Annotated in this window: 17 protein-coding genes and 1 pseudogene; 13 read left to right on the forward strand and 5 right to left on the reverse strand. The window is 61.0% G+C overall.

Annotation, left to right across the window (positions count from 1 at the left end; genetic code table 11):
• Positions 1–15: 15 nt before the first annotated feature.
• Together HLH48_RS10575 and HLH48_RS23220 are read left to right on the forward strand one after the other, a co-directional pair.
• Positions 16–1,470: an NAD-dependent succinate-semialdehyde dehydrogenase gene (locus HLH48_RS10575; RefSeq protein WP_182997478.1), complete on the forward strand. Its 1,455-nt coding sequence runs from the start codon at positions 16–18 to the stop codon at positions 1,468–1,470.
• Positions 1,471–1,554: 84 nt separating this feature from the next.
• A pseudogene (locus HLH48_RS23220) lies at positions 1,555–1,749 on the forward strand (IS3 family transposase); the annotation flags it as partial.
• 38 nt (positions 1,750–1,787) lie between these two features.
• On the opposite strand, the gene HLH48_RS10580 reads toward HLH48_RS23220, so the two are convergent.
• The 3 genes from HLH48_RS10580 to HLH48_RS10590 all read right to left on the reverse strand — a co-directional run bounded on the left by HLH48_RS10580 (position 1,788) and on the right by HLH48_RS10590 (position 4,398).
• On the reverse strand, positions 1,788–2,282 hold the full coding sequence (locus tag HLH48_RS10580) for an aromatic-ring hydroxylase C-terminal domain-containing protein (RefSeq protein WP_182997479.1): 495 nt from the start codon (positions 2,280–2,282) through the stop codon (positions 1,788–1,790).
• 461 nt (positions 2,283–2,743) lie between these two features.
• Complete coding sequence (locus tag HLH48_RS10585; RefSeq protein WP_182997480.1) at positions 2,744–3,376, reverse strand: pirin family protein; 633 nt, start codon at positions 3,374–3,376, stop codon at positions 2,744–2,746.
• Between the two features lie 11 nt (positions 3,377–3,387).
• Positions 3,388–4,398, reverse strand: a complete 1,011-nt coding sequence (locus HLH48_RS10590; protein WP_182997481.1) for an MFS transporter — start codon at positions 4,396–4,398, stop codon at positions 3,388–3,390.
• 247 nt (positions 4,399–4,645) lie between these two features.
• Between HLH48_RS10590 and HLH48_RS10595 the strand changes: the two genes are divergently transcribed.
• On the forward strand, positions 4,646–5,302 hold the full coding sequence (locus tag HLH48_RS10595) for a TetR/AcrR family transcriptional regulator (RefSeq protein ID WP_182997482.1): 657 nt from the start codon (positions 4,646–4,648) through the stop codon (positions 5,300–5,302).
• 138 nt (positions 5,303–5,440) lie between these two features.
• On the forward strand, positions 5,441–6,040 hold the full coding sequence (locus tag HLH48_RS10600) for an FMN-dependent NADH-azoreductase (protein WP_182997483.1): 600 nt from the start codon (positions 5,441–5,443) through the stop codon (positions 6,038–6,040).
• A gap of 163 nt (positions 6,041–6,203) precedes the next feature.
• On the opposite strand, the gene HLH48_RS10605 is transcribed toward HLH48_RS10600, so the two are convergent.
• Positions 6,204–7,880: a recombinase family protein gene (locus HLH48_RS10605; protein ID WP_182997484.1), complete on the reverse strand. Its 1,677-nt coding sequence runs from the start codon at positions 7,878–7,880 to the stop codon at positions 6,204–6,206.
• Positions 7,881–8,563: 683 nt separating this feature from the next.
• On the opposite strand from HLH48_RS10605, the gene HLH48_RS10610 reads away from it, so the two are divergent.
• The 4 genes from HLH48_RS10610 (at position 8,564) to HLH48_RS10625 (ending at position 13,069) form a co-directional block, all read left to right on the forward strand.
• Positions 8,564–9,676, forward strand: a complete 1,113-nt coding sequence (locus HLH48_RS10610) for an iron-containing redox enzyme family protein (RefSeq protein WP_246387230.1) — start codon at positions 8,564–8,566, stop codon at positions 9,674–9,676.
• A gap of 138 nt (positions 9,677–9,814) precedes the next feature.
• Positions 9,815–10,456 (forward strand): TetR/AcrR family transcriptional regulator, encoded by a 642-nt coding sequence (locus HLH48_RS10615; RefSeq protein ID WP_264812295.1) that lies wholly within the window; start codon positions 9,815–9,817, stop codon positions 10,454–10,456.
• A 154-nt stretch (positions 10,457–10,610) separates the two neighbouring features.
• The gene (locus HLH48_RS10620) at positions 10,611–12,632 is read left to right on the forward strand and encodes a conjugal transfer protein TraG (protein ID WP_182997485.1); all 2,022 of its coding nucleotides are present in this window, start codon (positions 10,611–10,613) and stop codon (positions 12,630–12,632) included.
• On the forward strand, positions 12,629–13,069 hold the full coding sequence (locus HLH48_RS10625) for a CopG family transcriptional regulator (protein WP_182997486.1): 441 nt from the start codon (positions 12,629–12,631) through the stop codon (positions 13,067–13,069). Before HLH48_RS10620 ends, HLH48_RS10625 begins: the two co-directional genes overlap by 4 nt.
• A 21-nt stretch (positions 13,070–13,090) precedes the next feature.
• Here the strand turns inward: HLH48_RS10625 and HLH48_RS10630 are convergent, their stop codons facing one another.
• A complete protein-coding gene (locus HLH48_RS10630; RefSeq protein ID WP_246387239.1) occupies positions 13,091–13,714 on the reverse strand; it encodes a MucR family transcriptional regulator in 624 nt (207 codons plus the stop codon).
• Positions 13,715–14,376: 662 nt separating this feature from the next.
• On the opposite strand from HLH48_RS10630, the gene trbB reads away from it, so the two are divergent.
• Genes trbB through trbJ form a run of 5 tightly spaced genes read left to right on the forward strand, consistent with a single transcriptional unit; the run spans position 14,377 to position 19,204 of the window.
• Complete coding sequence (gene trbB / locus HLH48_RS10635) at positions 14,377–15,399, forward strand: P-type conjugative transfer ATPase TrbB (protein WP_182997488.1); 1,023 nt, start codon at positions 14,377–14,379, stop codon at positions 15,397–15,399.
• Entirely contained in the window at positions 15,399–15,752 is a 354-nt protein-coding gene (locus HLH48_RS10640) for a TrbC/VirB2 family protein (protein ID WP_182997489.1), read from the forward strand. The genes trbB and HLH48_RS10640 overlap by 1 nt, the downstream gene beginning before the upstream one ends.
• Entirely contained in the window at positions 15,752–16,030 is a 279-nt protein-coding gene (locus HLH48_RS10645) for a VirB3 family type IV secretion system protein (RefSeq protein ID WP_182997490.1), read from the forward strand. The genes HLH48_RS10640 and HLH48_RS10645 overlap by 1 nt, the downstream gene beginning before the upstream one ends.
• Positions 16,031–16,043: 13 nt before the next feature.
• Positions 16,044–18,476 carry a conjugal transfer protein TrbE gene (trbE, locus tag HLH48_RS10650; protein WP_182997491.1) on the forward strand — a complete coding sequence of 811 codons (2,433 nt, stop codon included), beginning with the start codon at positions 16,044–16,046 and terminating at the stop codon, positions 18,474–18,476.
• A complete protein-coding gene (gene trbJ, locus HLH48_RS10655; protein ID WP_182997492.1) occupies positions 18,473–19,204 on the forward strand; it encodes a P-type conjugative transfer protein TrbJ in 732 nt (243 codons plus the stop codon). The genes trbE and trbJ overlap by 4 nt, the downstream gene beginning before the upstream one ends.
• Positions 19,205–19,207 lie beyond the last annotated feature (3 nt).

The following is a 19,207-nucleotide window of genomic DNA, read 5'->3' on the forward strand; positions in this document are numbered from 1 at the left end:
CGAGGGAGTGTTGCAGTGGATTTTGTTTTGAGAATCCTTGACGATCCGGCGCTGTTTCGTCAGCAGGCATATGTTGCGGGTCGCTGGGTTGCATCCTCAAATGGTAAGACGATTTCTGTTAGAAATCCGTTTGACGAGGCGGAGATTGGTTATGTGCCAGCCTGCACTATGGAGCAGGTCGATGAGGCGATCGACGTCGCTAAGGCAGCGCAGATTCTGTGGGCGCGGCTCCCGGATCGGGAGCGTTCGGACAGATTGCGTGCGTGGTATGATCTGATTATCCAGAATCAGGACGATCTTGCCCGGATCATGACTCTGGAGCAAGGGAAGCCGTTGTCGGAGGCTCGGGCCGAAATTCTGTACGCCGCAAGTTTCGTTAGGTGGTATGCGGAAGAGGCCCGACGCTTGAACGGTCATGTCATGCGGCCTGATGAGAACCGTCGGGTTATTGTTCTGAAACAGCCAGTTGGAGTTACAGCTGCAATTACTCCGTGGAACTTTCCAGCCGCTATGATTACGCGGAAGGCTGCGCCAGCGCTTGCCGCTGGCTGTAGCATGATCGTCAAACCGTCTGAGCTGACGCCTTTCAGCGCTCTGGCTCTCGCCGTGCTGGCAGAGAGAGCTTCTATACCAGCGGGTCTTTTCAGTGTCGTGACCGGCCCTGCGCGTGAAATCGGGGATGTACTATTGCGGAGTCCCAGCGTGCGTAAATTATCCTTTACCGGCTCCACGCCGGTTGGCAAGTATTTGATGGCTCAATCGGGTGAAACGGTAAAGCGTCTGACTCTTGAGTTGGGCGGTAATGCGCCGTTGATCGTTTTCGATGATGCGGATCTCGATGTCGCCGTTCAAGGTGTTTTGGCAAGTAAATTTCGTAATGCTGGACAGACATGCGTTTGTACAAATCGGGCTTATATCCAGAATGGTGTGTACGAGGAAACTTGTGCACGGATTGTGAAATGTTTGGAGAGTGCCTCCGGGGGCAATGGAATGGACCCGAGCGTAACGATTGGTCCTCTTATCAACGAGGCAGCCGTCGCCAAAGTGCGGCTTCACGTGGATGATGCGTTGTCTCGCGGCGCGAGGATAATTGGAAGAGAACTGACAGTGCTCGGACGTGTCGTGTTGCCAATCGTGCTGGCTGATGTGCCTCCCGACGCGCTGATCGCATCGGAAGAAACCTTCGGTCCGGTTCTGCCTTTATTTCGTTTCGAGTCAGAGCGGGAGGCCCTAACATTCGCCAACGCGACGCCTTTCGGTCTCGCGGGATATGTGTTCACACGCAACGTAAGTCGCGCCTGGCGCGTCAGTGAAGCGCTTGAATGTGGGATGGTCGGCATGAATACCGGTGCCATTTCTTTGGCCTCGGCACCTTTTGGAGGTGTCAAGCAGTCGGGACTTGGGCGTGAAGGGGGCGCGGCCGGGATGGAAGAATATATTGAGACGAAAACATTGCATCTCGAAATGTGAGAGCTATACCACATGTGACATGGCGAATCGGGACTGAAGCGTCCCGCGTTTGCCGGAGGCTCCTATCTGTGAAAAGGAGCTATCATAAACATGGTGAGCCAGAGATTTTCGCCTACGCTCCGTGCATGTACGGTGAGTGTGGGGGGGGAAGATCGAGCTGTTTATGGGTCGGAATGAGCTGCGATGACATCGATTGTTGCCAGGAGCGGCTGGACGGCCGAGGTGCTGCACTGCTGGCGCCGCGATGAGTCCAGGCGGCGAGCTCGACCGGCGAGCAAGCCGTTGCTGAGGTGCTCTGATCGGGCCCGGAGCGGGCGTCACGCCACGGGGGCGGACACTTCCTGCGCGTTGACGAGAACAGTCAGCAACTCCGCTTCAGAGAAAGTCGTTGTCCGCACGGCCTTCCACAGGACGAACCCGTCGGCCCGGACGAGAGCGACCCCGCTTGCCGAAATCCCGTAGGCAGCCGGAAACACCGCGTCCAGATCGTCTACGTCGCGTCCCACGACATGCCAGGATATTGGAATTCCGTGCTGGTGGCATGACGCGTCCGCCTCCCGGCACCAGTCGGCCGCATCTGCCTCCGCCAGCAGCACCAGCCCGTCGCCGAACAGGTCGAGGCTGGAGAGACGGACGCCATCCCAGCGCAGCCCGACATGCGGCGCGCGTGTTCCCGGCTCGGCATGGAGGTCGCGCGGAGGCACGGCGATCGGGTTGGGCACGTTCCCGGCGTGGGGCAGGATCGGATAGCTGTCGGATTGTGAGACGTCATTGGGATGATGTAGCGTGGGCGATACCGCGTTACGCTCCATGGTTTTCTTCCGTTTGCAGGGAGAGCGAATGATGCTTCAGATCCACCCACAGGCCCGCACGACACCTGCCGTGCGGGCTGACATCGCCCGCTCGTCGGAACCGACATCCGTGCTCGCCGGAAGCTGGCGGCCTGCCAGGACGACAGACACCAGGGATGGATATCAACCACGTCGATCTGTTCGAAGGGCAATCCGAGGCACGAGGCCGCGAGTGACCGGCAGTTTTCCGGCGTGAACCGCGTGGCGTTCGCCGCATCCGCCGGGTCGTATTCAATGCTCATGACGACCGAGACGAGATCGGTGCTCCAGGACAGGAAGGCATTGATATCGGGCTGTCGCACCCATGCGAAGCTTAGGGGCCGCCCGCGCAGCCTACCCATTGTGGTCGCTTGATCCCCTTGCTGTCGATCAGAAAATGAAATCGAACAGAGGCGGTCGGTTATTATCGGGGTTACTCTACTTCAATTGAAAGGACGGCCAGCGAAAATCATTGCCTTGGCCGTATCTCGCGCGGTGCCGAGAGTGATCGTTTGGGGAGACGGCTGAGCGCTGAATACGGGCACTTTCAGGCTCTCGAAATCGAAACTCTGTCCGTCGACATCGACCGTGCCGAAGATCGGCATGACGAAGGCCGTTTCGCCGGCGGGTATAGGAACGGTGAGTGTCGCGCCGGATTGGAGCGAGACATCCAGCATGGTCACCGCCGTCGGCGGTTTAAGTGGCGAGGACAGGTCGCCGAACCGTCCAAGCGGGACACGCACTTTGACGCCTTTCCCCTGAAACACCGGGATATCCTGTGGCTCCAGGCTCAGGGGGAAAGGCGCGACGTCTCGCTCCTGTGGTGCGAGAGCGACAAAGATCTGCAGCGAATGAACCGTCTTGCCTTCTTCTGCCGGGTTCTCCTGATGGATTACCCCACTGCCGGCGGTGATCCAGTGCAGACCGCCCGGACGGATTAGGTTGTGCGTGCCGAGTGAATCGCGGTTATCGATCCCGGTCTCGGAATCGGGAAAGATATAGGAAACCGCGGAAAATCCCGCATGCGGGTGCGGCGGAAACGTCGGTGCGCTCATCCAGGCATGATCGACATTCATGAAGGGATCGATCAACGCCGCCTGAAGGCGGTCAGTGGCAGCAGCAGCAGCAGCTGAGTGGCGGCGACGAACAGGGTCAGCACATGAGCCTGCGCCGGCCGGTAGCCGTGGATCTGGGTCAGAAAACTGATGGGCACTGGCCCTGAGCCAAGGGCGATAATAAGGACAAGCACGAGGGCTATGAGCGCATAGGCGAAATTTCGCCTCTTCAGCAGATCCAGCCGGAAAAGCGGTTGCGGCGCGTGCAGTTCGCGCAGCACCAGGGCTGGAATGCCGATCGCCGAGCAGAGGAACAGCAGGCAGATGGTCGGCGAGTTGAGCCAGTCGAGACGATTGGCCTGTTTCAGCGCGACGACGAGGCTGCCGAACCCCATGAGGACGAAGATAACCCCGGGCCAGTCGAACTGACGCAGCATGGGATAGCGCGGGGGATCCTGATCGAGCCCAAACCAGATCAGCACCGCGGCGATGGTCACGAACGGAATGACGCCGAGGAAGATGAAGTGCCAGTCCTGCAGCCCATCGGTCCACAAGGCGGCGAGACTTGTTGCAAGGTTGGGGGCGATGGTGGCCGAGCACGCGTACACCGCCAAGCCATAAAGACGGATGGGTGGAGGCAGTACCCGTAACGCCGTCATCATCAATAGCGGGATTGACCACCCGCCGGCCAGTCCCTGCACCAGGCGGAGGAAAAACAGTGCCGACACGCCCGGCCCGGTCGTCATGAGCAGGGTCGGCAGCGTCGCGAGGGCAGCCACGGACAAGGCGAAGCGTCGTAGGGTGAAGATCGCCGCCATGGTCGGAGCTGTTGCCATTCCGACGATCTCGGCGACGAGATACAGGCTGGGCAGCCAGACCGCCTCATCGTGGGAGAGCCCAAGAGCCCCGGCGACGTCCCAGAGCGAGGTGTTCAGGACCTGATCGTTCAGTTCCACGGCCAGCACCAGAAACAGCATACCCAGCAATCCGACCAGAGGCGGAATGCGCAAAGCAGGCTTTGGGGTGCTCGTCGTGCCGCTCATGGGGACTGGATCTCAACAGGGGGCATGGTTGCGTCTCGCTCCGGTAAAGCGATTCGAACCGAACCGATCGGTACTGTGCTATGTCGCCGGCGGGAATATTGTCAACATCTCTTTGTTTACGGAATTTATCGAGGGGGAAGCACGGTCATCCAGCCCATAGACTAACAAGCTCCTGCTTGTTATAAACCGATCGGTTCGGTATATGGGCTGGATGTTTGACCATACACCCGACGCGACTGGAAATTGTATGACGAGAAATGAACGCGGCGCAGCGGGCGAGTCGTCCGCAGATAACCTTGAGGACATGCCACCCAAGGCACTGGTCGTTCTGCGCGCTGCGCGTACGGTCTTTCTGGCGCACGGGTTCAGCATGGCAACGACCGATATGATCCAGCGTGAAGCCGGGGTCTCCAAGTCGACCGTCTATGCCCACTATCCTAACAAAGAGGCACTTTTCGTCGCCGTCATCGAAGCTGAATGCGCCGCGCACGCAAGTAAGGTGAGGGCGATCAGCAGCCAGAAGGGTAACCTTCGAGCTGGCCTTGCCGCAATCGCTCGCGCTTATCTGCGTATCGTGCTTTCCACCGATGCCTTGTCACTGTTTCGTGTTGTGGTCGCCGAAGCACCGTCTTTTCCAAATCTCGCCAGAGTTTTTTTTCTCGCGGGACCTCATGTGATTGAGGGTGTCGTCTCCCTGCATCTGGCCGAGGCGATCGAAGCGGGAGAGGTTGACTTGAGCGAGATCGGGCGTGATGCGGCCGCCGCTCAGTTTACCAATCTCGTTCGGGGGGAACCGCAGATCCAGTGCCTGACCCATCCGCACGCCACGCCCTCAGAAGCGCAGGTTGATCAGTGGGCAAGTAATGCCGTGACCACATTCTGGAAGGCGTACGGGATAGCGTAAGCGCCTTCAGATATGCCGACAGGACACCAGCAGCGTGGTTTCGCCGGGAGTTACGCGGCTCAGCGTGCTGGGTAAGGATCTTTTCTCACCGACCTTGCTCCCGCCAGAGGAGTAAGTCGTCATTCAGGAGATGACACCTTGAAATTGCTTCATATTGATTCAAGCATTCTCGGAGAGAACTCGGTCAGCCGTATTCTCTCGGCTGCAATCGTCGCTCACCTCAAAGTAAGGGGAGATGTTGAGGTCATCTATCATGACCTGGCGGCACGTCCGATCGGGAATCTGACCGGCCGCTATCTTGCTGGGCAGAATGCGGACGTTCAGCACGATCAGGCATTGCAGGAGGATCTGCACCTTGGAGGTAGGGTGCTGACGGAATTTCTCGCCGCCGAAACAATCGTTATTGGTGTGCCGATGTATAACCTCACCATTCCGAGCCAGCTTAAGGCTTGGATCGATCACATCATGGTCGCGGGAAAGACGTTTCACTATACTCACAATGGGCCAGTTGGTCTCGCCGGCGATAAACGGGTCATTCTGGCTCTGGCCCGAGGTGGCCATTATTCGCCGGGCAGCCCAGCGGCAGGCATGGAACATCAGGAAAGCTATCTGCGCGCGGTCCTGGGATTCATCGGAATCATGGAGATTACAACTGTGCTGGCAGAGGGTGTCGCTCTCGGAGCGCACGCTCGCGAAAAAGCCATTGCCTCTGCGCGAGAGGTTATTGCGACGCTCTGAAATTCGCCAAAACCTGTCTTGGCATCGATGCCTGATCATCGTTAACGGGGAAAGCTTCGTTTGTGCGATCGTTGAGGGGGTCGACGCCAAGCGGTGCAAGGAGCGTATCCGACTGCGTGTCATTGATGGTTGGGTTTGCGGCTAACTAATTGATATTCTGTAACTATAGTGCAGCCTGAAGCGAATGTGGAAATCGGTACTTGCGTGCCCCCGCAACCAATGTATCCTGCTCAATGAACGATTGAAGAACGTCATGGTCCGGATGGGCTGCGGCGCCTTTTCTGTTGGACGAAAAGTTCAGGATCGCGGCCAGATCGCCCTCAAGGAAGATAGCAAGCTCACCGTCCTGCGGGATCAGCTTGATACGCGAGACCAGAGCGCGCAGCCGCTCGACTGCTTCCATGCTCGCATCTTCTTTTTGGAGGTTTTCGTACAGCGCTTCGATGCGTTCCCGATAGATCACAGCCATGTTCGGATGCAGCAGGGGAGGGGGCTGCGGCGCATCGGCCAGCAGTGCCGTCAACTCCTCCTTGCGGGCTTCCAGCCTTCCGATCTTGTCCTTCAGCTTCGCGCCCGGAACGCCGTCGAGGATGGCCTGAATTGCCTTATCCAGTTCACGATCGACGCGCGGCAGTTCGGCACGCATCGCGGCAAGGTCCGCGCCTCGTTCCATTCTCACGCGGTTTACCTCCCGGGTGAATTCGTCACAGAATTCCTTGAAGAGCGCGGGATCCATAAGGCGCGTCCGCAGCCCGTTAAGCACAGACTTCTCGAGCACGTCGCGTCGAATGGTCATGCGGTTGTCGCAAGTGCCCTTGTTGCGCGCGGTTGAACAACCGAGCAGAGTCTTCGAGATCATCGAAAAACCACCGCCACAGCAGCCACACCGCGTCATTGCCGTGAAGAGATGACGAGGCCGCTTCAGGCTGTTGAGGGGGTGAACCCCTTCGCCGCGTGTCTTTTGTGACCACGTCGTGGTTGCCTGGCGGGCCTTGGCGGCTTCCCAGAGTTCCGGCTCGACGATACGAAGTTCAGGAACGTCCTTCACGATCCATTCACTTTCCGGGTTCAGGCGTGAAACGCGCTTTCCAGTTTCTGGATCCTTGAGATAGCGAAGGCGGTTCCAGATCAGACGACCAATATACATCTCATTATTCAGGAAGCCGGTACCACGGTCCCGGTTACCGTGAATGGTGGAGGGACCCCAGGCGCCCCCTAGCGGTCCGGCGACACCCTCGGCATTCAGATCCAGCGCGATGGCTCTCGGCGCCTTGCCGTCCGCATATTCACGGAAGACACGCCGCACGATAGCCGCCTCGTTCGCGTTGACTGTGCGCTGTCCGCGGACAGCCTCGCCACTGGCATCGAATTGCCGCACGACGTCATATCCATAACACAAGCCGCCGCCTGATTTGCCGGCTTCCACGCGTCCCCGGAGACCGCGCCGTGTCTTGTCCGCCAGATCCTGTAGAAAGAGGGCATTCATGGTGCCCTTGAGTCCGACATGGAGCTGGGTGACGTCTCCCTCGGAGAGCGTAATGATTCGCACGCCGGCGAATTTCATGCGCTTGAAGAGGCCCGCGATGTCCTCCTGGTCACGCGAAAGCCGGTCCATCGCTTCGGCAAGAATAATGCAAAACTTTCCGCGCTGTGCGTCCTGCATCAGTTCCTGGATGCCTGGACGCAACAGCGACGCGCCGGAGACGGCCCTGTCCGTGTAGCTGTCCACGACTGACCAGTCCTGTCGCGCGGCATAATCGCGACAGAGCCGTAGCTGGTCCTCGATTGAGGCGTCACGCTGGCTGTCGGAGGAGTAGCGGGCATAGAGCGCGACTTTCACAGCGACCTCCTGTCATTCCTCCGATCGTGTACGGATCGGTCTGTGTTCGTTTTCAACATAATCCCGCGCTGCCTGACGAGCCAAGGCGCGCACCAGTTCGCGAAGAGCGTCCATCATGCTTTGCGTTGTCGCACTTTCACGAGGGTGCGGACTGAGAATCACGCGAGGCGGCCTCGATAGTGTAGCGTCTTTGTCTCGCATCATCCTACCTTTTTTGCTGCCGATAGTGTGGCGCGAAACATCGCACGGTCAGGCACGGCGGGGCACAAAAAAGTATATTAGAACAGTGTGTTGCGGAGTATGTTGGCGTGTTCGGGCGTAGTCGTGTCAGGGCGGGCGTGCAAAAAATGCGGTACGATGCATCACATATTCGTGAATTAACGAGCACTCTGAGGGTGCACGGAATGGTCGTTCCACCTGCTCGAGCGCACGGCGATAAACTACGATTTGCGCACTCTAGAGAGCGCTGCGCGCTGGAATCAGGCGTGAAATATGGCGTCAGGCACAGGATTATCGCGGTCGTCCGGACGGCACGTAGGGCGGTCGGCACGTTCTACACTCATGATGATACACGAAACATTGCGGATGAATTCTTCTTGACAGAGAACAGAACGTTTCGTCAGTGTTGGCATCACAGGTCGCGAGCTGTTTCCCGTCGATGACATAATCTCAAGGACTGCTTCATGCTGACACACGCTGGCGGCGCCGTATCCGCGCGACCTGATTTTCAGCCGACCGAGAGCACCCTCGAGGTCTTGCAGAGCATGGTGCGCGACGCTCTCTCGCATGCCGATGCCGATCTGTTTCTCTCGTCGCGTGGCGCCGTGAGCGATCTTCATGGACTCGTGGAGAGCGCCTGCGGCCGCGCCTTCTCCAAGGACGACGCTTCGGCTCGGGAGGTCGTGCATCGCCTCCTCCACGATCTTTATGGGTTGCACCTTTGCAAACCGCGCTCGGGTCTGACGGGAAACCAGTACAGCATCGAGCTTCTCCGCGCGCGCCGCGCAATCGAGAAGGCTTGGATCCAGTGGGAGGTGTCACGATTGGGCGTGGTCCCGGCCGAGATACAACCGGAAGAGATCGGACAAGCGATCAAGACGCTGTGGAGAGAACACGCGGGGTATAATCATACGGTCTTCGATTTCATGAAGAGCGATGCGACCCGCCCGCAAATCATCAAATATTTTACAACCGATTATGCGCTCAACATGCGTTTCTACGATCTGATTGTGTTGTCGCTCGTCGGGATCGACGAAGATGTCAGGATGGAGGTCGCGCACAATTTCTGGGATGAGATGGGGCAGGGTAACCAGGCCCGCACGCATGTGCGCCTCTACCGGGACCTGCTCGAGTACCTGGGCATTGAGGATACTCCGGATCAATTCGTGGATGCGCTGGGCTGGGAAGGGCTGTCGGGATACAATCTCCTGCTCTATTTTGCCTTCAACCGGCGGGAGTATTTCCGCTCCATTGGCGCCCTGGCTATCACGGAACTCTCCGATCCCGAGCAATATGCCAAGCTCCTGGCCGGCTGTCGGCGTGTCGGGATCGGCACCGACCGCCCGTCGGTGCTTGATTATTATAGCGAGCACGTGGAGGTCGATGCCCTCCATGGCGACGGCTGGATCGACAACGTGATCGTTCCGGTACTCAAGCGCTATCCCGGTGAAGCGCGGGCCGTACTCGAAGGGGCCATCATGCGATTGAATTCGAGCAAGGCGTACTGGGACTGGCAACTGGCCGAGATGAAATCAATGCCTTCGCCGCCGAAGACCTTGCTCGCAGCGGTCGGGTGATCGGTAGCCCGCCTTTGGACGGACCGTTCAGGTGCTAGCAGCTAATTAACTTGTCCTACGGCATCCGCTGTGGCTTGATCCGTACCTTGAACTTGTTGACGCACAATACGTTCCGGTCACAAGCTGGAACCGATTGATGTGAAATCCTTTGAGGTCCTGGACGTGCCACAGCAGAAACTCCGCCGAAAGCGGAATCGGATTGATAGTCGCGAGGCCTTGTTGACGACTGCGGGCTCCTTGTTCGCCCGTTCCGGTTTCCACCAGGTTAGCGTCGACGACATCGCTGACAGCGCCGAGGTTGCCAAGACGGCGATCTACTACCACTTCCGTAACAAAGAGGGGCTGGTGGTCGACTTTCTGGAAGGGCACATCGAAAACCTCGAAGCCTCGCTGATCGACGCGGTGCGGGCCCACACCGACCCGAAAGCGCGTCTGCGTGCGGTGTTCGACTGGCATACGGCCTGGTTCGGTCAGCCCGATTTCGCGGGCTGCGTCTTTTCGCGTGCCACTGCAGAGTATAAAGGTAGGCAGGACACGATCGCGGAACTGTCCCGCGTTCAGAAACGCAGCTTGCGTCACGCGGTGCGGGTCCTCCTCGAAGCGAACGGAGTGCCTAAGACACGATCGGATGAACTGGCGCACACTATGATTTACCTTCTCGATGGCGCGGTGGTTTCGGCCAATGTGCTTGATGAAAAGGATGCCGCCGATCGGGCCTGGGGAGCGGCGGAACGGCTTCTGAACAGCGAGATCGAACAGGCTGGCGCCAAGAAAAAATAGTGAGTCACGGTCGTGCTGGGCGGGATGCGACCCCGATTACGCCTCCGCCAGTTTGTTCACGCCCCGCTGCGCCCCTGCCGTCAATCCATCCAAATTCGCTTGAATTCACCGTGCTTTCATCCGCCAGAGTTTCTCCGTTTGAACGGAGGGCTCGATGTCCGGATCACGTATTCTCTGGGGACAGCTCTGTCTCTGTTTCCTGATCGTCCTGCTCGCCTGGTGGGCCGCCACGCAGTGGGTCGCCTGGCGGCTCGCGTTTCAGCCGGAGCTTGGGGCGCCCTGGACGGTCGTCGCCGGGCGGTGGCCGCTCTACGCGCCGTTCCTGTTTCCCTGGTGGTGGTACGAATTCAATGCCTACGCGCCGCCTATCTTCGTCGAAGGGGCGTGGATCGCCGGATCGGGCGGCGTGCTGGCGTTCCTCACCGCGGTCGCGCTGTCGGTTTGGCGCGCGCGGGAGCAGAAACGTACCGCGACATACGGATCGGCGCGCTGGGCCGAACGCAGCGATATCGAGCAGGCCGGACTGGTCGGACCCGACGGCGTCGTGCTGGGGCGCTGGGAGCGCAATTATATCCGCCATGACGGCCCGGAACATGTGCTGTGTTTCGCGCCGACCCGCTCCGGTAAAGGTGTCGGGCTGGTCATTCCCACCCTGCTGACCTGGCCGGGCTCGGCCATCGTCCACGATATCAAGGGCGAGAACTGGTCCATCACGGCGGGGTTCCGGGGTCACTTTGGCAGGCTGATCCTGTTCGATCCGACCAATCCGGCGTCCTGCGCGTACAATCCCCTGCTGGAAATCCGCCTCGGCGCGTGGGAAGTGCGCGACGCCCAGAACGTCGCGGACGTGCTGGTCGATCCCGAAGGATCGCTGGAGCGCCGCAACCATTGGGAGAAGACGTCGCACTCCCTGCTGGTGGGGGCAATCCTCCATGTTCTCTATGCCGAGCCCGACAAGTCGCTGCGCGGTGTCGCCAGCCTGCTGTCCGATCCGAAGCGCTCGATCGCCGCCACCCTCGTCGTCATGATGGGCACGCGCCATCTCGGGGAGCGTGGCGTCCATCCTGTGGTGGCGTCCGCCGCGCGCGAATTGCTCAATAAATCTCCCAACGAGCGCTCCGGCGTGCTGAGCACCGCCATGTCGTTCCTCGGCCTGTATCGTGACCCGGTTGTCGCCGAGGTGACGAGCCGCAGTGCGTGGCGCATCGGCGATCTCGTCGACGCCGCCCGGCCGACCACGCTTTATTTTGTCATTCCACCCTCCGATATCAGCCGCACCAAGCCGCTGATTCGGCTGATGCTCAACCAGATCGGGCGTCGGCTGACCGAGGATCTATCGGGGGCCGGGGGCCGGCAGCGCCTTCTGCTGATGCTCGACGAGTTCCCGGCGCTCGGGCGGCTGGATTTCTTCGAAAGCGCGCTGGCCTTCATGGCCGGCTACCGGATCAAGGCGTTCCTGATTGCCCAGTCGCTCAACCAGATCGAAAAAGCCTACGGGCAGAACAACTCGATCATCGACAACTGCCATGTCCGCGTGAGCTTTGCGACCAACGACGAGCGTACGGCCAAACGTGTTTCCGATGCACTCGGCACCGCAACCGAAATCCGCTCACAGAAGAACTATGCCGGCCATCGGCTGTCGCCCTGGCTCGGGCACCTGATGGTGTCACGCCAGGAGAGTGCACGCCCCCTGCTGACCGTCGGCGAGGTTCAGGAACTGCCGGCGACCGACGAGCTGGTCCTGCTTTCGGGTATGTCGCCCATTCGGGCCAAGAAAGCGCGGTATTTCCGCGACGCCCGTTTTCGGGAACGGCTCATGCCCGCGCCCGAAACGGGCACGCGTGGTCTGCCGGTCGCGCCCGACGACTGGACCGGGCGCCCGCAGCCGTCAAAGCCGGAGGTCAAACCCGACACGCCGGAGGACGCGGCGAAGGAGGCAGGCGAGGACGAAGATCCGGTCGGCACCGAGGCGCGCCGTCAGCCGGAAATGGACGTGTCGGGTGAACCCGACCTGCCGCCGCAGGATGACGACGATCTCGCGCGTGAACCGTCCATGCGTGAGCGCGCACGCGATCCGATGGAAGAGGAAGACCTCCATACGGTACTGACGGCAGACCTCGCACGCAAAGCCCGTCAGGCTGCCCTCGATCCTGGCAATGATCTGGGGTTGTCATGAGCGGTGCGCGCCAGAAGAAGAAGCGGCTTTCGGTCTATCTGGAGCCGCATCTGTGGAAGGGTCTGCGGACGCAGGCCGCCCGTCGGTCGATGTCGGACTCCCTGCTGGCCGAAGCCGCGATCGCGGCTTGGCTCGACCCGGAAAGCGCGGGCGGTGATCCCAAGGCGTCGCTGGACGCCGCCGTGCAGCGGCTCGACCGTCGTCAGGCGCGGATCGAACGCGACCTGTCGATCTCGGTCGAGACGCTCGCGCTGTTCATCCGCCTCTGGTTCACCAGCATGCCCGGTCTGCCGGACAGCATCGCGGCCGCCGCTCGTGCGCAGGGGGCGGAGCGCTACGACCGCTTTGTCGAAATGCTGGGGCGGCGGCTGGCCAGCGACAAACGGTTTCGGACGGACGTCGAACGGGAGCCGCCCGATGAGGCGGACTCCCCCTGAGAGGCGACGTCCGGTGCCGCTTCAGCGCGAAAGCGCGCCTGCCATCCGCAACTCATCGGTCTTTTTGCCCGAGTTCCGGCCTCTCTCTCCCCCAGGTGCGGTGGGCGCGGCTGGTGCCTTGGCCGCCTCAACCGGCTGGCGTGGCGCTGGGGCAGGCCTTGCGGCGTCTTTCGTACGCTTTCCAAGACCGATCGATTGGGCCACTTTGCGGCGCATTTCGGCGTAATTAGGGGCGACAGTCGGATACTCGTCCGGGAGATCCCATTTTTCTTTGTACTCTTCGATCGTCATGCCGAAGGCGGACGTCAGGTGGCGCTTAAGCGATTTGAGCTTTTTCCCGTCTTCAAGACAGATCACATAGTCGGGAAACACGGATTCCTTGATCGGCACCGCGGGATGCGGCTTCTCTTCTACCCGAGCCGTGGGAACCGCCAGATCGAGAGGTTCAGCGACGGACACGGACCAACCGCCTGCAAGCGCGGGCTTTGCCGGCGCTTCCGGGGGCGTCGCCGCTGTCGCCGGCGTACCGTGTGTCGGTGCCGGTTCTTCGACCGACAGCGACGTATAGAGGCGACGAACCAAATCGGGGAGTTGATCGGTCTCGACCTTGGTCGCGGCGAGATGCGCGGTAACGATCTGGGCCATCGCATTCAGGCGGCCGAGAATGATGTCCTTGTCGCTGCTCAATCGGGGCATCCTCGATACGGGCTGGAAGGTATTGTCAGAATAGGGCGAAGCCCGAGTCCATGCAAAGAGGGCTTTTCCCTGCTCGCTTGAAACACGGTCACCCGCATCCAAGCAACCCGGCGGAATTATGATCCAACGATCTCGTGTGAAACAAACTCCTTGAGACCGGGCCCTTCCACACGGCATCTGACCATCCACGACCATATGGCCTTTCTGAAAGGAGTTGTTGCGAAGTAAAGTGGCCGCCATGCGCGTTCAGGCAGTCGCATGTCTACTTGGGACACCCTAATCTGCCGAACAGAATGAAGACGTAGCATCCCCTGCCATTCTCTGTACTGCGATCGGCAATCGGTGCGACGGTCAAGAATATTGCGAATCTGGTGTCGGATCGCGATCCTATTGCGATCGTGCGCCTGATGTCAGACATTTATCCTGCTGACAATACATAACAAATTAACATACTTGCGCCTGGATCAGTTTATATACGCCCGATTACGCGTTGGTACGCCGGAGTACGATATTCGTCGAATCTCTTGTTGCGATCGGGAAACGCGTGCCTCTTCTATTTGTCCCCGTTGCAGTCCGGGTAGGCCGGACGGCTCAACGCATCGGGGACGATCATGCGAACATCCGCTCTTCACGAGGCCGCCGGCATGCGCGGCATTTCCATGCTGCGCACTGCCATGGGACCGGCAATCGCGCGACATCTATCGGACCCGTCCACCGTCGAAGTGATGCTGAACCCGGACGGGCGGCTGTGGATCGACCGGCTGTCCGAGGGACTATCCGATACGGGCGAGACGATTGCGCCGGCCGATGCCGAACGCATCGTACGCCTGGTCGCGCACCATGTCGGCGCCGAGGTGCATGAGGCAGCGCCGCGTGTGTCGGCGGAATTGCCGACCGGCGAGCGGTTCGAGGGCCTGCTGCCGCCCGTCGTAACGGCCACGAGCTTCGCGATCCGCAAGCCGGCGGTCGCGGTGTTCACCCTCGACGATTATGTCGCCGCCGGCATCATGACGGCAGCGCAGGCGATTTATCTCCGTCGCGCCATCGCGGGTCGGAAGAACATCCTGGTCGCCGGGGGCACCTCGACTGGCAAGACCACGCTGGTCAATGCCCTGTTGTCTGAAGTCGCCAGAACCGACGATCGCGTCGTCCTGATCGAAGATACGCGCGAGTTGCAATGCGCGGCCCCGAATCTGGTGGCGCTGCGCACCCGCGACGGCGTCGTGTCGCTCTCCGATCTGGTGCGCTCGGCCCTGCGTCTGCGTCCCGATCGTATTCCGATCGGCGAGGTGCGAGGCCCCGAGGCTCTTGATCTCCTCAAGGCCTGGGGCACCGGCCATCCCGGCGGCATCGGCACCCTGCATGCCGGTACTGCGATCGGCGCCCTGCGTCGGCTGGAACAACTGATCCAGGAAGTTGTCGTCACCGTACCCCGCGGCCTGATCGCCGAGACGATCGACGTGATCGCCGTGCTGTCCGGCCGAGGCAATGGCCGCCGGCTGTCCGAACTCGCCGAAGTCGATGGACTGGACACCATGTCCCGCGATTATCGGCTCAACACCTTGAATGCGCCCGTTACCCGCGACCGGCGTCCTGACCCTGCCAATCAGTTCGATTTCGAGGAAACACTCTGATGTTGCAGACTCTGTCCGCGCGCGCGGTCGCGCGCGCTCCCTCCGGTCGCCTGTCTCGCCTGACGAGCATGGCCGGCATCGCCCTCTTCGCCACCATGTCGTCGGCATGGGCCTCCGGGTCCGGCATGCCGTGGGAAGAACCGCTCAACCAGGTTCTGGAATCGGTGCAAGGGCCGGTGGCCAAGATCGTGTCGGTGATCATCATCACCGTCACCGGCCTGACGCTGGCCTTCGGCGAAACGTCCGGTGGCTTTCGCCGCCTGATCCAGATCGTTTTCGGCCTGTCGATCGCTTTTGCGGCGTCCAGCTTCTTCCTGTCCTTCTTCTCCTTCTCCGGCGGAGCGCTGATCTGATGGCGCCCGGCTATGACGACGACGCGGTACCAGGCTTCCACGTTCCGGTGCATCGCTCCCTCACCGATCCGATCCTGCTGGGTGGCGCGCCCCGAGCGGTCGCGATCGCCAACGGGACGCTCGCTGCCGCGATCGCGCTGGGCCTGCGTCTGTGGCTGATCGGCGCCGCGTTCGGGATCGTCGGCCATACCCTGGCGGCGTGGGGGGCGAAGCGCGATCCGCTGTTCGTCGAGGTGGGGCGGCGGCATCTCCGCTATCCCGCCTGGCTGCGCGCGTGAGGAGGGCAGGACCATGATGTCACTTGGCGAATACCGCAATCGCGCTTCCCTTCTGTCCGACTTCCTGCCCTGGGCCGCCCTGGTGGAAGAGGGTATCGTCCTGAACAAGGACGGTTCCTTCCAGCGCACCGCGCGGATCCGCGGGCCGGATCTCGACAGCGCGACGCCCGCTGAATTGGTCGGTGTGACGGGACGCCTCAACAACGCGCTCCGGAGACTGGGTTCTGGCTGGGCCGTGTTCGTGGAAGCGCAGCGCGTGCCGGCGACACTCTATCCCGAGAGCGACTTTCCCGATGCCGCCAGCCAGATGGTCGATCTGGAACGGCGCGAGGCATTCGAGGATGAGGGTGCGCACTTCGAGAGCCGGTATTTCCTCACGCTAGTCTGGCTTCCGCCCGTGGAATCTTCCGATCGCGCCGCCAGATTTCTCTATGAGGGTATCGAACGTGACGGTCCGGACCCGCATGGCATGCTCAGGAGTTTCATCGATCGTACGGACCGGATGTTGGCATTGCTGGACGGCTTCATGCCCGAAGCCATCTGGCTGAACGACGGCGAGACGCTGACCTATCTGCATTGCACGATTTCGACCCGGCAACAGCGCGTGCGGGTACCGGAAATTCCGATGCATCTCGACGCGCTGCTGGTGGACCAGGAGCTTTCCGGTGGTCTGGAGCCAAAGCTCGGCGACGCGTTCCTGAAGACGCTCACGGTCACGGGATTCCCGTCCCGGACCTTTCCCGGAATTCTGGACGACCTGAACCGGCTGGCGATGCCCTATCGCTGGTCGACGCGTGCCATCCTGCTCGACAAGACGGACGCTGCCAAAGTGCTGACGAAAATCCGCCGCCAGTGGTTTGCAAAACGCAAGAGTATCGCAGCCATTGTCCGGGAGGTCATGACCAACGAGGCGTCGGTGCTGGTCGACAGCGATGCTGCCAACAAGGCCGCCGATGCGGATCTCGCCCTGCAGTCCCTCGGTGCCGACAATGTCGGACAGGCCTATATCACCACGACGATCACGGTCTGGGATGGCTCTCCCTCGGTGGCCAGCGAGAAATTGCGGCTGGTCGAGAAGATCATCCAGGGCCGGGACTTCACCTGCATGACGGAAAGCCTCAACGCCGTGGAGGCATGGCTGGGATCGTTGCCCGGTCATGTCTACGCCAATGTGCGCCAGCCGCCAGTCTCGACCCTGAACCTGGCGCATATGATCCCGCTTTCGGCGGTATGGGCGGGGCCGGAACGGGACGCGCATTTCAGGGCGCCGCCGCTCTTCTACGGCAAGACCGCGGGCGCCACGCCATTCCGGTTTTCGCTCCATGTCGGCGACGTCGGCCATACGCTGATCGCCGGTCCGACGGGCGCGGGAAAATCCGTCCTGCTGGCGCTGTTGGCGCTTCAGTTTCGACGCTACGAGGGATCGCAGCTCTTCGCCTTCGATTTCGGCGGCTCACTGCGGGTGGCGGCGTTGGCCATGGGCGGGGATTGGCATGATCTTGGTGGAGGCTTGACGGACGGAGATGCCGATATGCCCGCCGTGTCGCTCCAACCGCTGCTGGGGATCGACGATCCGAATGAGCGCAAATGGGCCACCGAATGGGTCGGCCAGATCCTCGCGGATGAAGGGATCACGCTCACCCCCGATGTAAAAGCCCATCTCTGGTCGGCGCTCAACTCCCTCGCGTCGTCGCCGGTTCATGAACGAACCCTGTCGGGCCTGGTGGCGCTCCTGCAGTCGAATGCCTTGAAACAGGCCCTGGTCCCCTATTGCCTCGGCGGTCCCTATGGGCGGCTCTTGGACTCCGATTCCGAGCGGCTGGGCGACGCGGAAATCGTGACGTTCGAGACCGAGGGGCTGATCGGCTCCGGCGCCGCGTCGCCGGTGCTGTCCTATCTTTTTCACCGCATCGAGGGCCGTCTCGACGGGCGGCCGACCGTGCTGGTGATCGACGAGGGCTGGCTGGTTCTGGACGACGGGAACTTCGCGGGCCAGCTGCGTGAATGGCTGAAAACCCTTCGTAAGAAGAATGCGTCAGTGATTTTCGCGACGCAGTCCCTGTCCGACATCGCCAATTCTCCGATCGCCCCGGCGGTGGTGGAAAGCTGCCCGACCAGGATCTTCCTGCCCAACGAGCGGGCGATCGAGCCACAGATAATGGCGATCTATCGTGATTTCGGGCTGAACGACCGGCAGATCGCCATCATCGCCCGCGCGACACCCAAACGCGAATATTACTGCCAGACCCAGCGCGGCAACCGGCTGTTCGAACTGGGGCTCGGTCCCGTCGCGCTGGCGCTCTGCGCGGCCTCCGGCAAGGACGATCACCGGCTGATCGACCAGGTGCTGGCCGAGCATGGGCGGAACGGATTCCTGCTGGCCTGGTTCGCGGCGCGGGGTGTGGCCTGGGCTGCCGACCTTCTCCGGGAAGGACATGTGCCATGAAGCAGGTCCTGCTTTTTGGTGGCATCGTCAGCGTATTGTCTCTTTCGATCACCCCAGCCCACGCCCAATGGGCGGTGTTCGACGGTGCCAATTTCGGCCAGAACGTGATGATTGCGGCGCGGGAACTCCAGCAGATCGACAACGAGATCTCGTCCCTCGCCAATCAGGCACAGATGCTGGTGAATGAGGGCCGCAATCTCGCGACGCTGCCGCTTTCGACATTGTCGACGCTGCAATCGACTATGTCCCAGACGACGGCTTTGCTCGCCCAGGCGCAGAACATCGCCTACAGCGTTCAGTCGGTCGAACAGCAATATCAGCAGGCCTATACGTCAGTCTCGTCCGGCATGTCCAACAGCGCCCTGTTCAGCCAGGCCCAGACCCGCTGGCAGAATTCCGTCGGCGGGTTCGAGGACGCGCTCAAGCTCCAGGCCCGTGTGGTCGGGAATATTCCGAGTGACAGCGCGGCGATGACGCAGCTCGTCTCGGCCAGCCAGACCTCGGCCGGCGCGCTTCAGGCGGCCCAGGCGGGCAATCAGCTCCTGGCCCTGCAATCGCGGCAGCTCTCCGATATCCAGGCGGAACTGGCGGCCAATGGCCGCGCCGCGGACCTTGATCGGGCACGACAAGTGGCCAACGAGGCCGCGGCGGAAGCGCAATATCAGCATTTCGCGCAGTACGACGCCTATGTTCCAGAAGCCGTATCCGTCCCCAATTCCGGAAACTGAACG

It is taken from the genome of Gluconacetobacter sacchari, assembly GCF_014174255.1.
Taxonomy (GTDB): Bacteria; Pseudomonadota; Alphaproteobacteria; order Acetobacterales; family Acetobacteraceae; genus Gluconacetobacter; species Gluconacetobacter sacchari.

Excerpts from the sequence above, each read along its gene's own strand:
- HLH48_RS10630 (WP_246387239.1), bottom strand. The coding sequence starts at position 13,714 with ATGGCCCAGATCGTTACCGCGCATCTCGCCGCGACCAAGGTCGAGACC.
- trbE (WP_182997491.1), top strand. The coding sequence starts at position 16,044 with ATGATGTCACTTGGCGAATACCGCAATCGCGCTTCCCTTCTGTCCGAC.
- trbB (WP_182997488.1), top strand. The coding sequence starts at position 14,377 with ATGCGAACATCCGCTCTTCACGAGGCCGCCGGCATGCGCGGCATTTCC.
- trbJ (WP_182997492.1), top strand. The coding sequence starts at position 18,473 with ATGAAGCAGGTCCTGCTTTTTGGTGGCATCGTCAGCGTATTGTCTCTT.
- HLH48_RS10590 (WP_182997481.1), bottom strand. The coding sequence starts at position 4,398 with ATGAGCGGCACGACGAGCACCCCAAAGCCTGCTTTGCGCATTCCGCCT.
- HLH48_RS10625 (WP_182997486.1), top strand. The coding sequence starts at position 12,629 with ATGAGCGGTGCGCGCCAGAAGAAGAAGCGGCTTTCGGTCTATCTGGAG.
- HLH48_RS10645 (WP_182997490.1), top strand. The coding sequence starts at position 15,752 with ATGGCGCCCGGCTATGACGACGACGCGGTACCAGGCTTCCACGTTCCG.
- HLH48_RS10620 (WP_182997485.1), top strand. The coding sequence starts at position 10,611 with ATGTCCGGATCACGTATTCTCTGGGGACAGCTCTGTCTCTGTTTCCTG.
- HLH48_RS10610 (WP_246387230.1), top strand. The coding sequence starts at position 8,564 with ATGCTGACACACGCTGGCGGCGCCGTATCCGCGCGACCTGATTTTCAG.
- HLH48_RS10585 (WP_182997480.1), bottom strand. The coding sequence starts at position 3,376 with ATGAATGTCGATCATGCCTGGATGAGCGCACCGACGTTTCCGCCGCAC.
- HLH48_RS10595 (WP_182997482.1), top strand. The coding sequence starts at position 4,646 with ATGACGAGAAATGAACGCGGCGCAGCGGGCGAGTCGTCCGCAGATAAC.
- HLH48_RS10580 (WP_182997479.1), bottom strand. The coding sequence starts at position 2,282 with ATGGAGCGTAACGCGGTATCGCCCACGCTACATCATCCCAATGACGTC.
- HLH48_RS10640 (WP_182997489.1), top strand. The coding sequence starts at position 15,399 with ATGTTGCAGACTCTGTCCGCGCGCGCGGTCGCGCGCGCTCCCTCCGGT.